The sequence below is a fragment of the Rhodoferax sp. genome (genome assembly GCF_028688795.1).
GTDB lineage: Bacteria > Pseudomonadota > Gammaproteobacteria > Burkholderiales > Burkholderiaceae_C > Rhodoferax.
Genome location: NZ_JAQTXM010000055.1, coordinates 1 through 11,273 on the forward strand (window position 1 = coordinate 1; position 11,273 = coordinate 11,273).

Below are 11,273 nucleotides of genomic sequence, written 5' to 3' on the forward strand. Positions count from 1 at the left end.
TGATCAGCTCATCCTTTTGTGCATGGCTGAGTTCGGTGAGGTCGGGCAGGGTTGGCATCAAAACCAATTCTCGCTCACTATTTCATAGCGAACTCAAATTAATCTCCATTGGGAGCTGAGTAGTTACTAAAGTCTTCAGGAAACTCGGGCCAGGGGAAGTTGTTGTAGACGATGCTGTTGGAGTAGCGGTAGTCGCTTTTCAGGCGGCCGCAGGTGTAGCGCATCCACGCGTTGTGCATGGCGCTGGACAAGATTCCGAAGTGGAATGAAGTTGCATCTGACAAGCTGTAAACGAGGTTGCTGACGATGACTTCTGTGCTGATAAAGCCAATGGGTACGTAAGTTCGCCGCTCTGATGACACGCTGGGTATCAGTAAATAGTCGCTTTGAGGTTGGCGAATTTTTTGAAAAAGTGCAGGTGTTGATGCATCCAGGCGGGTTTGTGCATCCGAGCTGGCTATGCGCATTGATTTGACCGCTTGAACGCGTCGCATGACTTCTGGTAATTGCCGCAGTTCGCCGGGAGGGCAGTCCACAAGCCATAGGCACCAGCGCTGAATGCCGTTGATGAATTCATCAGCGCCTGCAAATGGACGTATCCATTTTGCCGATGCTGGTTCGAGTTTTACGAATGCGTGCATTTCTTCGTCAGAGAAAAGCAGATGGCCACCGTCTGTTGGCTTACTTCCGTTCACCAAATCGGCGACTGCTGCAATTGGCGTTCGTCTCTTTGTAAGCGCCACGTTTGGCGCGTCTACCAGATAGGGGTTGATGTTGGCAACTTGAATGGCATGCGGCTCACCCTTAATGTCGTCATACTCAAAAATCACCTTGTCCGGCAAGTCTTGCAGGCCAAAACCAATGATCACGCAATGCACGGCGGCTTTGCCGGAAGCCTCGTTGCTCCAGCTGAACGTGCGGTGGGCAAAGTGGATGTGCACGCCCTGCACCAGCAGCCAGCCCCATAACACACCGACCTGTTCACCTTGCGTGATGCTGTTGGTGGAGACGAAGGCGCAGCGGGCTGGGTTGGTGTTGAAGTTTTTGCCTCCAGTTGTGCCCAAAATTGGGATCTGACCCCCATTTGCCTCTGCCGCCCGCGCCGGAGGATCACCCCTCAGGTAATGCGCCGCCTTCACATACCAAGCCGCGACAAAGTCCAGATCGCCCGAGCCGCTGATTTCATTCATGATCAGCGCAAGGTCAGCCTTTTGATCCTTGGATTGATAAGTTTTCCCCAAAAACGGCGGATTTCCCAGCACAAAACTGCAGCGCTCAGCAGGCAGCACCTCATTCCAATCCACCTGCAGCGCATTTTTATGAACAATATGCGGCGAGGTACGCAGCGGAATGCGGGCAAAGTACAGGCCAAACTCCTCACTCACCCGCAGGTTCATCTGGTGATCCATCAGCCACAGCGCCACCTGGGCAATCTGCGCCGGAAACTCCTCAATCTCGATGCCATAAAACTGGTCCACGTTGATGCCGATCAACCCATGAATGTCCAGCCCCATCTGCCCGTCGGTGATGCTGGCGCGCAGCACGGCCAATTCAAGCTCACGCAGCTCGCGGTAACTGATCACCAGAAAGTTGCCACAACCACAGGCCGGGTCAAAAAAGGTGAGGGTGCGCAGCTTTTTGTGAAACTCAAACAGCCGGTTCTTGTTGCTTTTGACCTTGGCAAATTCGGCCCACAACTCATCCAGAAACAATGGCTTGATGAGCTTGAGGATGTTCTCTTCAGACGTGTAATGCGCGCCCAGATTGCGCCGGGCGGCGACGTTCATGATGCTCTGAAACAGGCTGCCAAAAATGGCGGGGCTAATGGCTGACCAGTCCAGCGCACAGGCATCGAGCAGCGCTTCGCGCATGGCGGTGGTGAAGTCGGCCATGGGCAAGGGTTCTTCAAACAACTTGCCGTTCACATACGGGAACGCTGCTACTTGCTCGTCCAGCGCTGGGCTGCGCTTGTCTTCCGCCGTGTTCAGAATCTGGAACAGTTGCCCCAGGCGCGAGCCCAGGTCGGTGGCGTCGGTGGCGGTGCGCTCTTCAATGAAGGTGCGAAACGATTGCGCGGGTTGAAAAATGCCGGTGTCATCGGCAAACAGGCAAAACAGCAGGCGCACCAGCAGCACTTCCAGTGGGTGCTCGGTGTAGCCACTGGCCTTGAGCGCGTCGTGTAACTTGCCAAGCGCCGAAGCGGCCTTGATGTTCACCGGGTCTTGCGGCTTGATCTCCAGCACCTTGTAGCCCGCCACAAAACCAAACAGCTTGATGTGTTTGTGCAGGTCTTTCAGGGCGAACTCAATGGTTTCGCCACTGGCAAGCCGGTGCACCCTAAAACGCGCAAAGTCACAGACGATGACGATCTGCGGCAGATCGCGCTCAGTGATGCCGGGAAAGTACGACAGCGCCTGCGTCAGCGCTGCGTCCAGATTTTTACCGCGTGACTTTTGTTCCACCAGCAACATGCCGGGCCAGAACAGATCGACAAACCCGTCGGTTCTGGCTTGCGCGCCGGGCAGCTTTTTGACGGCATGCTCAAACGTGGCAACGCGTTTGTTTGTGATGCCAAAGATCTCGAAGAAGTCGATCCAGAACGGCTTGCCCTGGCTGTCTTCATTGGCAGCATCAGCCTAGGTGCGGCTGAAGGTGAGGGCGCGGGATTTGATTTCGTTCCAGGAAAGAGGCATGGTGATAGATAGTGATCCGTTGGGTGGGCGCAGGGCCTGATGATAGGGGGCTTGCGTTGTTGCACTTGTTATGATGTGACGCTTGTCATAACATACAAGCATTGTTTGCTTTGCTGGAGCCGATCATGACCGTGCATACTTTTTCAAGCCGCGATTTCACCCGCGATGTGTCAGCCGCCAAACGCGCGGCGGTGAATGGGCCGGTGTTCATCACAGATCGGGGGCGGCCCGCGTTTGCGCTCATCAAGATTGAAGACTACTACCGCATGATGGGACACAGTGAGCCGAGCTTGCTGGAGCTCATGGACGGTATCGACGGTGGTGACGGCATCGACTTTGAGCCACCGCGTTTGAATTTCACCAGCCGCAGCGCGGCGTTGACCTGAACGCCGGCACATGTTTGTTCTTGACACCAACGTTATTTCTGAGTTGCGCCACGGCAAGCCCAACCAGTCGCCAGAGGTGCGGGCCTGGGCTGCGGCGCAACCGGCCAGTCAGCTCTATTTGTCAGCAATCACCTTGCTTGAGCTGGAAATGGGTGTGCAGGCGCTTGAGCGTCGATTGCCGCCACAGGGCAGCGCGTTACGCCGTTGGCTGGATGGTGTGCGTACCGCGTTCGCCGGGCGGATATTGTCATTTACCGAGAACACCGCGCCCGTGTGTGCGTCCTTGCACATTCCCGACCCGCGCTCTGAGCGTGATGCCATGATCGCAGCCACTGCTATTGAGCACGGATTTACTGTGGTGACGCGCAACGTGGCTGACTTCGACCAAACTGGTGTTGCGCTCGTCAATCCTTGGCTTGGCTGACGGGCAAATAGCTCGCAAAAACCAAGTCGCCTATTTTTTGACCGCAGCTGCCACCGCCTGCCCCAGTTCAATCACGGCCATGGCGTAGTAGCTGCTCCAGTTGTAGCGGGTGATGGTGTAGAAGTTGTCGGTGCCGGCCACATAAATGGGTGGCGCATCGCCCATTTGTAATTCGATCAAGGCCAGGTTGCCGGTGTGTTTGAGGGCTTCACCACTGAGCACCGCGCCTTTGGCCTGAAAGCTGGTTGCCGTGAAGGTGGGCAAAATGTCCGGGGCCATCAGCGTGGCCATGTCGAGCTTTTGGGCGTCAAATGCCACCGAAAAATGCGTGGCCAGGTCGGGCTGCCAGCCAAAAGCTTTGAAATAATTGGCGACCGAGCCAATGGCATCGGCCGGGCTACCAAATAAATCTACCGTGCCGTCGCCGTCGAAATCCACCGCGTATTTGGCCCAGCTTGATGGCATGAACTGCGGCAAACCCATGGCGCCGGCGTAGCTGCCAAGAACTGCCAGCGGGTCGTGCCCGGTTCGTTGTGTCAGGCTTAAAAACTGCTCCAGCTCGCCTTTGAAATAGACCGCACGCTCGGCGGCGCGCGGGTGGCTGGCGGGAAAGTCAAAGGTTAGTGTGGCCAGTGCGTCGAGCACGCGTTGGTTACCGGTTTGCTGGCCGTAAATGGTTTCGACGCCGATGATGCCGACGATGATCTCGGCTGGCACGCCGGTCTCGGCTTCAGCGCGTTTGAGGGTGTCGCGGTGGACTTGCCAAAACGCCACACCAGCGCGGATGCGCATGGGTTCAACAAAGCGGCTGCGATACAGCTGCCAGTTTTTGGCCACACCCAACGGTGGCGGGGTGACGGCTTTGGCGATGAAGGGCACGTAGCGCGCCTCTGAAATGATCTGGCGTACCCAGGCTGGGTCAAGGTTGCGCCGCGCGGCGATGTCGTCGGCCGCCAACATGGCGTCAGCCCGCTGGCCGTAGCTGGGGCCGGGCACCGGGGCGCTAACGCGGGTGCTTGCCAGCTTTTTCTTTTTATGATGATTTGAGGCTTTAGCCCCCGTGGATACTGTGCAGATAGCTATTGTAATAATAGCTATCAGAAGGGGTTTGGAGAAGGGGGATAACGGCAGGTTCATGAGGTGCGCAGGGGCAAAAGGCTTTTAAGTTCGCGGGTCAGTGTAGCGATTTGTCGTCTGAAACTGGCGCGGCTCTGGGCATTTTGGGACTGAATTTGCCCATGGCGTGGTGCTTTTGCGGCCGATGTGTTGGGTGTGTCAGCAGCGTAGCGCACAGCCTCTAGCCGCAACAGCCAGGCTTGCACGGCAGGGCGCTGCCGGCGCGCGTCGGGTTGTTGCTTTAACACCTGAATCAACTGACGGGGTGTGCTTTGCGGTGGCACGGTCATGCTGGCTTGCGCAAAGGCTTTTCGGGCCCGTGCCAGCAGGCGCAACCAGGGGTCTTGCTGCTGGTGCTCCCAGGCGCTCCAGGCGGCACCCGCCAAACTGGCCAGCACCATCAAGCCGCACATCACATAGATCAGGTCTTCCCAGCTCGGCGACTCAAACCCGAGGCGTTTGAGCAGGTCAAGCTGGCGGGTTTGGGTGTAGTTCAGCACCCATTGGTTCCAGCGGTTGTTGACGGAGTCCCAGGCGGCGCGCAAATTCAGCGCCAACTCGGGGCTGACCGTGCCCAGCAGGGCGCTGGCCACGGCACCGCGCGGGGTTTGCAGGCGCGCCAGTGTGCCGACGCGCCCGGGCGCCACGGCTGCCGTGGGGTCAACCCGCACCCAGCCTTGGCCGGCCAGCCAGACTTCGGCCCAGGCGTGGGCATCACTTTGGCGCACGGTCCAAAAACCATCCAGTGCATTGCGCTCGCCGCCCTGGTAGCCGGTGACGACGCGGGCCGGGATGCCGCTGGCGCGCATGACGATGACAAAGGCGGCGGCAATGTGCTCACAAAACCCCAGTTTGCGGTCAAACCAGAACTCGTCGGCGCTGTGGCGGCCGTACAGGCCGGGCTCCAGCGTGTAGCTATAACCACCGCTGCGCAGGTGGGTTAGCACGGCGTCAACCCGGGCGGCGGGGTCGGGGTTGTTTTGTCTGAGCTCTTGTGCCCAGGCTTGGGTGCGCGGGTTGAAGCTGAGGGGCAGGGACAGGCTGGGCAACAGCGCTGGGCGCGCTAGTTCAACACCGGCTTGGTAGTTGGTAAAACTCTGCACCTCATAACGTAGCAGCTCGGTCACGGGACGGGTCAGCACCCATTGCAGATCGGGTGTCATGCGCGGCGTGCCGTTGGGCACCTGCGGCGCTTTTGGCGTGGCGTCCAGCGTCAACAGCCAGGGCTGCTGGTTGGGCTCTAACGTAATTTGGTAATTGACGGGATTGCCCGCCACGACAAGTTGCGGCATCACCACGCTCGAGGGCTGGTCCAACCAGGGCGTGGCGGTCCAGCGCTGACCGTCAAAGTTGTTGAGCACTGGGCCACGAAAGTACATCTGCGCCGTGGCGGGTGTGGCCCCGTCAAAGCGCACCCGCATGGCGATGCTGCCGTCCAGCGCCAGGCTGGCAATGTTGCCCACGGTCATGCTGGCAGACAGACCACTGCGCCCGGTCATGGCGTCGCCGGGCAGCCCCCACAAAGGTGCCAACCGAGGAAACAGCATGAATAACACCAGCATGATGGGCGCACCCAGCAGTGTCATTTGCCCGGCAATGCGCCCGGCTTGCCACAGAGGCGGTTTGCCAACGGGCATGTGGGCGTTGACCAGCGCGGTCAGCAGCCCCCACAGCGCCAGCAGCATGGCAAAGGCCGTAAGCAAAGACTGTGAGTAAAAAAACTGCGTCAGCATTAAAAAGAAGCTCAGGAAAAACACCACAAAGGCGTCGCGTCGGGCGCGCAGCTCCAGCGTTTTCAAGGCCAGCAAGACCACCACCAGGGTCACACCCGCGTCACGACCGAGCAAGGTGCGGTAACTCAGCAGCGTGGCCGCCACGGCCAACGCCAACAACCCAACACGCCAGGCGGTGGAGGGCAGCGGCTGCGCGCGCCAGGCCAGTGCGCCACGCCAAAGAATGACCGCCGCGCACATCAGGCTGCACCACAGAGGTACCTCGTTGGCCAGGGGCAACACCACCCAGGTGATGACCGCCAGCATGAACAATGTGTCGCGGGTGTCGCGCGGCAGGTTTTTCAGCGTGTTCAGGGTTTGAGTTTTCATGCAGCAGGCGCTAACGTGAATGAACGGACATGTCCCAATGGGCTGTCATGCCAAGGCCAGCGCCTGCAGGCAGCGTTGCTGGTGCGCCGCGCCGTTGGCCGGGGCGATCTCCTGGCCGGCGAGGCGCAGGCCGTAACGCAGGCCCTGTTTTTCTGCCATCAGCACCCAGGCACACAGGCGGCTGAGCTGCGCCTCCAGCGGATTCAATTGGGTGAGTGGCGGCTCAAGCCACAGCTGAAGCGCTTGAAGCGCCGTCTGGTCGCGGCTGACCAGCTCACCGGTCTTGGCCGCTTTTTTCCAGACGATGGCTTTCAAAGCGTCGCCACGGCGGTAAGGGCGCAGGCCATCGGGTTCGCCGGCCTGTTGTACGCCCGGGATGGAGCGCTTGCCGCTCTGCGCGCTGCTGGCAGGAAGCGGCGGCGGGTGCGTTTCAGGCGCCGGGTAAACCATGACTTGCGCAGCTGGACGCCACAGTGCCCAGACCCGAAACGTGCCCAGCGGGAACAGCGTGCGCGCCGTGAGCGTGGGCAGGCGGTGCAGCCCGCGTCTGGGTGGCGTGAACGCGAGTTGCACGCTGGTGCCGGATTGGGCCGCCACATCGGTGTCCACCCAGTGCCCCAGGCCTTGCACGGCTATCGACACGCCGTAGCGCGGACGTTTCCGGTCGTTTTGCAAATTTATAAAAAACTGGGCTGTAGCCCCCGTATAACAAGCGTCAGGCACTATTAAATGCATAGTGAGTCCACGCAGCGTGGCGTGTGCCACATGCATCGCCACCAGCGCGCACCCCGCCAGCAAAAAGGTCAGCAGGTAGCCTAAGTTGAGTTGGTAGTTGATAGAGGCCACCAGCAGCACCAGCAGCGTTACTGCCAGCATCAGCCCGGCCCGTGTCGGCAAAATGTAGACGTTGTGCTGGTTCAGGGTGATGTGGTCAGCGAACGGCAGGCGTGACAGCCACCATGTTTGAATGCGGGCTTTCAGAAAACGCAAGGGGTTCAAGGCAGCGGCACCGCGTCCAGCATGGCATTGACCTGCGCCACCGCGCCACGGCCCGCGTCACCCGTAGGAACCAGCCGGTGCGCAATGGTTTGCGGCAAGATGCCGCGCACATCGTCTGGCGCCACAAAATTGCGGCCATTGAGCAAGGCCCGGGCTTTTGCTGCGCGCAGCACGGCAATGCCTGCGCGCGGGCTCAGGCCCTGCACAAACCATTGACCAGAACGGGTGGCCGCCATCAGGTCTTGCATGTAGTCGAGCAGGGCGTCAGAGGCATGCACGGTCAGCACGAGCTGTTGCAGTGTTTGCAATTCTTCTGCACTGAGCAAGCTGGGCAAGGCATTCACCAGCTCGCGACGGTCACTGCCTGCCAGCAATTGGCGCTCCGCAACGCGGTCCGGGTAGCCGAGCGATATGCGCATCAAAAACCGGTCCAGCTGCGACTCAGGCAGCAAATAGGTGCCGAGCTGGTCATGCGGGTTTTGCGTGGCAATGACAAAAAAGGGCGAGGGCAGGGGGCGGGTTTCGCCTTCGATGGTGACCTGTTTTTCTTCCATCGCCTCCAGCAGCGCACTTTGTGTTTTGGGGCTGGCGCGGTTGATCTCGTCGGCCAGCAGCACCTGGGCGAACAAAGGGCCGGGGTGAAAGACAAATTTTTCTTGCCCGCGCTCATACACCGACACGCCCGAGAGGTCGCTGGGCATCAGGTCGGCGGTGAACTGCACGCGTGAAAACTGCAACCCAAACGTGCGCGCCAGAGCGTGTGCCAAAGTGGTTTTTCCGACACCCGGCACGTCTTCAATCAAGAGGTGGCCGCCCGCCAGCAGACAAGCCACACAGTCTTGTGTTTGGTCAAATTTGCCCACGATCACCGTGTTAAGCTGATCAACGAGTGCTGTAAGCTTTTCTTGTATGTTCATGGGCTAACCTTACCAAAATAAATTAAGAGGAGATCGCTGCGTATGACGATGACCGGATACTTTACTCACCCCAGCTGCCGCAAACATGAAATGAGCCCGGGCCACCCCGAGTGCCCTGAGCGGCTGGATGCCATTGACGACCGCCTGATGGCCTCTGGCCTCGATATTGCGCTGGAGCACCGCACTGCCACTGCCGCAGCGGTGTCAGACATTGAGCTGGCGCATGACCGCATGTACGTGGCAGCCATTCGCGGCCTGAATGCCGAGCTGAAAGAACAAATCGAAGCCGGTGGCGCAGACACCCTGCAGATTGACCCTGACACCAGCATCAACATGTTCACCTGGGAGGCCGCGCTGAACGCCGCCGGGGCCGCCATTGATGCCACCGATGCCGTGATGGCTGGTGAAATGCCCAACGCGTTTTGCGCCATTCGCCCGCCCGGTCACCATGCTTGCCACAACCAGGCCGGTGGCTTTTGTTTTTTCAACAACGTTGCAATTGCTGCCAAGTACGCCTTGGAGCGCCACAACCTCAAACGTGTCGCCATTGTTGACTTTGACGTGCACCACGGCAACGGCACCGAAGACATCGTCAAGGGTGACGATCGCATCTTGATGGTGAGCTTTTACCAGCACCCGTTTTACCCGATGGACTGGGCGCATTCAGACGCCAAAAACCTGGTCAATTTGCCGGTACCGGCCTACACCAAGGGCATGGACATCCGCGAGATGATCGAGGCCGCCTGGATGCCACGCCTGGAAGAATTCAAGCCCGAAATGATCTTCATCAGTGCCGGTTTTGATGCCCACCGTGAAGACGACATGGGCCAGCTCGGCTTGGTCGAGCAAGACTACGCTTGGATCACCAGCCGCATCATGGATGTGGCACGCCACCATGCCAAGGGGCGCATTGTGAGTTGCCTGGAAGGTGGCTACGTGATGAGCCCACTGGGGCGCAGTGTGGAGGCGCATATCCGGGTTCTGGCGGATGTCTGAACCCGCGTTTGCCGACCTGCAGAGCTGGCTTACGGCGCTGAGCCAAACCAGCGTGTTGATGGAGTTAGCGGTGTTGCTGGCGTGCGGGTTGCTCGCCTGGCTGCTGGCGCGCCTGGTGTCCCGGGCATTTGTTGAGCGCGATTTCAACAGCATCATGTTTGGGCGGCGCGTTGTGGACGGCGTGCTGTTTCCTGCCCTGCTGCTGTGTTTTGCCTATGCAGCGCGCCAATTGCTGGCGCACAGCGTTCATTTGGCCCTTTTCAAGCTAGCTATTCCGGTGCTGATTTCGTTGCTTGTGATCCGACTTGGTGTCAAGGTGTTGCAGGCGGCTTTTGGTGCCAGCCCGGCGGTACGCTTGCTTGAGCGCAGCATTTCATGGATTGCCTGGCTGGCCATGGTGTTGTGGGTCAGCGGCTTGCTGCCCCTGGTGATGGAAGAACTCGATCAGATCAGCTGGAAAGTGGGTGGCGCGACCTTGTCGGTGCGGAAAATCATCGAGGGCACACTCACCGCCGGCTTGGTGCTGATCATCAGTTTGTGGATTTCTTCGGCGATCGAAGCCAAGCTGCTGCGCAAAGCCACCGGCGGCGAACTGAGCTTGCGCAAGGCTTTCAGCAATGCGGCGCGGGCGCTGCTGATGTTTGTCGGCTTGCTGCTGGCGCTGTCCGCGGTGGGCATTGACCTGACCGCGTTGTCGGTGTTGGGGGGGGCAATTGGTGTTGGCATTGGCTTTGGCTTGCAAAAGCTCGCCGCCAATTACGTTAGCGGCTTTGTCATTTTGGCCGAGCGCAGCATGCGCATTGGCGACAGCGTGACGGTGGACAATTTCAGCGGTGTCATCACCGAAATCAACGCGCGCTACACCGTGATTCGTTCACTTTCCGGGCGCGAATCCATCGTGCCCAACGAAATGCTGATCACCAACCGGGTTGAAAACCTGTCATTGGCCGACCCCAAGGTGTGGCAATTTACCAATGTGTCGGTGGGTTATGACAGCGACGTAGACTTGGTCTCACGCCTGCTGCTGATGGCCGCGACGGCGCAAACCCGGGTGCTGGTGGACCCGGCGCCGTCCGTGGTGCTGCTCGCGTTTGGCGCAGATGGGCTGGAGTTCAGGCTGGGCTACTGGATTGGTGACCCCGAAAACGGCAGCGACAACCTGCGCTCCTTGATCAATCTGGATATCTTGCGCATGCTGCGCGAGCACCAGATTGAAATTCCTTATCCACAGCGGGTGGTTCATCAACGTCTTGTTGCGCCCCCGGCTGCACCCCAACAATAAGGCAACACGAAGCGATCTGCCTGGATGCCTGGATGGTTCATGTCTATAATAAAAGCACGGTCGTTCTTTTATCCTATTTTCTCAAAATGTCGTTCTGACGACCAAGTCGGCGTCTGCTGACGCATAGAATGTTTGAGTTGACGTGCACGTCAATCAGTTTGACGTGAACACGGTGCATGAGTTGCTTATTTTTTAACTGTTTGGAAAGATAAAGTCATGAAAGTCCTGGTAGCAGTCAAACGCGTGGTGGACTACAACGTGAAGGTCCGCGTCAAGTCGGACAACACGGCTGTAGACACCGCCAACGTCAAAATGAGCATGAACCCATTTGACGAAATCGCCATCGAAGAAGCCGTAC

Annotated in this window: 9 protein-coding genes and 1 pseudogene; 5 read left to right on the forward strand and 5 right to left on the reverse strand. The window is 58.9% G+C overall.

Annotation, left to right across the window (positions count from 1 at the left end):
• Positions 1 to 98 precede the first annotated feature (98 nt).
• On the reverse strand, positions 99 to 2,594 hold the full coding sequence (locus PHQ58_RS22100) for a DNA methyltransferase (protein ID WP_367187362.1): 2,496 nt from the start codon (positions 2,592 to 2,594) through the stop codon (positions 99 to 101).
• A gap of 224 nt (positions 2,595 to 2,818) precedes the next feature.
• Between PHQ58_RS22100 and PHQ58_RS22110 the strand changes: the two genes are divergently transcribed.
• On the forward strand, positions 2,819 to 3,079 hold the full coding sequence (locus PHQ58_RS22110) for a prevent-host-death protein (protein ID WP_300115764.1): 261 nt from the start codon (positions 2,819 to 2,821) through the stop codon (positions 3,077 to 3,079).
• 10 nt (positions 3,080 to 3,089) lie between these two features.
• Positions 3,090 to 3,503 (forward strand): type II toxin-antitoxin system VapC family toxin, encoded by a 414-nt coding sequence (locus tag PHQ58_RS22115; RefSeq protein ID WP_300115766.1) that lies wholly within the window; start codon positions 3,090 to 3,092, stop codon positions 3,501 to 3,503.
• A 30-nt stretch (positions 3,504 to 3,533) separates the two neighbouring features.
• Here the strand turns inward: PHQ58_RS22115 and mltB are convergent, their stop codons facing one another.
• The 4 genes from mltB to PHQ58_RS22135 form a co-directional block, all read right to left on the reverse strand.
• Positions 3,534 to 4,463, reverse strand: coding sequence for a lytic murein transglycosylase B (gene mltB / locus PHQ58_RS22120; protein ID WP_300115776.1), 930 nt, complete (start codon positions 4,461 to 4,463; stop codon positions 3,534 to 3,536).
• A 173-nt stretch (positions 4,464 to 4,636) separates the two neighbouring features.
• Positions 4,637 to 6,721 (reverse strand): DUF3488 and transglutaminase-like domain-containing protein, encoded by a 2,085-nt coding sequence (locus PHQ58_RS22125; RefSeq protein ID WP_300115767.1) that lies wholly within the window; start codon positions 6,719 to 6,721, stop codon positions 4,637 to 4,639.
• A gap of 45 nt (positions 6,722 to 6,766) precedes the next feature.
• Positions 6,767 to 7,720, reverse strand: coding sequence for a DUF58 domain-containing protein (locus tag PHQ58_RS22130; protein ID WP_300115768.1), 954 nt, complete (start codon positions 7,718 to 7,720; stop codon positions 6,767 to 6,769).
• Positions 7,717 to 8,637 (reverse strand): MoxR family ATPase, encoded by a 921-nt coding sequence (locus tag PHQ58_RS22135; RefSeq protein WP_300115770.1) that lies wholly within the window; start codon positions 8,635 to 8,637, stop codon positions 7,717 to 7,719. The genes PHQ58_RS22130 and PHQ58_RS22135 overlap by 4 nt, the downstream gene beginning before the upstream one ends.
• 42 nt (positions 8,638 to 8,679) lie before the next feature.
• Here PHQ58_RS22135 and PHQ58_RS22140 point away from each other — a divergent pair, with 42 nt between their 5' ends.
• From PHQ58_RS22140 to PHQ58_RS22150, 3 genes and pseudogenes are all read left to right on the forward strand, one after another.
• Entirely contained in the window at positions 8,680 to 9,633 is a 954-nt protein-coding gene (locus tag PHQ58_RS22140; protein WP_300115772.1) for a histone deacetylase family protein, read from the forward strand.
• Positions 9,626 to 10,915, forward strand: a complete 1,290-nt coding sequence (locus tag PHQ58_RS22145; protein WP_300115774.1) for a mechanosensitive ion channel domain-containing protein — start codon at positions 9,626 to 9,628, stop codon at positions 10,913 to 10,915. The genes PHQ58_RS22140 and PHQ58_RS22145 overlap by 8 nt, the downstream gene beginning before the upstream one ends.
• A 216-nt stretch (positions 10,916 to 11,131) precedes the next feature.
• Positions 11,132 to 11,273, forward strand: a pseudogene (locus PHQ58_RS22150) (electron transfer flavoprotein subunit beta/FixA family protein); the annotation flags it as partial.

Coding starts and splice junctions, on each gene's coding strand:
- PHQ58_RS22110 (WP_300115764.1), top strand. CDS start 2,819: ATGACCGTGCATACTTTTTCAAGCCGCGATTTCACCCGCGATGTGTCA.
- PHQ58_RS22115 (WP_300115766.1), top strand. CDS start 3,090: ATGTTTGTTCTTGACACCAACGTTATTTCTGAGTTGCGCCACGGCAAG.
- mltB (WP_300115776.1), bottom strand. CDS start 4,463: ATGTTGGCGGCCGACGACATCGCCGCGCGGCGCAACCTTGACCCAGCC.
- PHQ58_RS22125 (WP_300115767.1), bottom strand. CDS start 6,721: ATGAAAACTCAAACCCTGAACACGCTGAAAAACCTGCCGCGCGACACC.
- PHQ58_RS22135 (WP_300115770.1), bottom strand. CDS start 8,637: ATGAACATACAAGAAAAGCTTACAGCACTCGTTGATCAGCTTAACACG.
- PHQ58_RS22140 (WP_300115772.1), top strand. CDS start 8,680: ATGACGATGACCGGATACTTTACTCACCCCAGCTGCCGCAAACATGAA.
- PHQ58_RS22145 (WP_300115774.1), top strand. CDS start 9,626: ATGTCTGAACCCGCGTTTGCCGACCTGCAGAGCTGGCTTACGGCGCTG.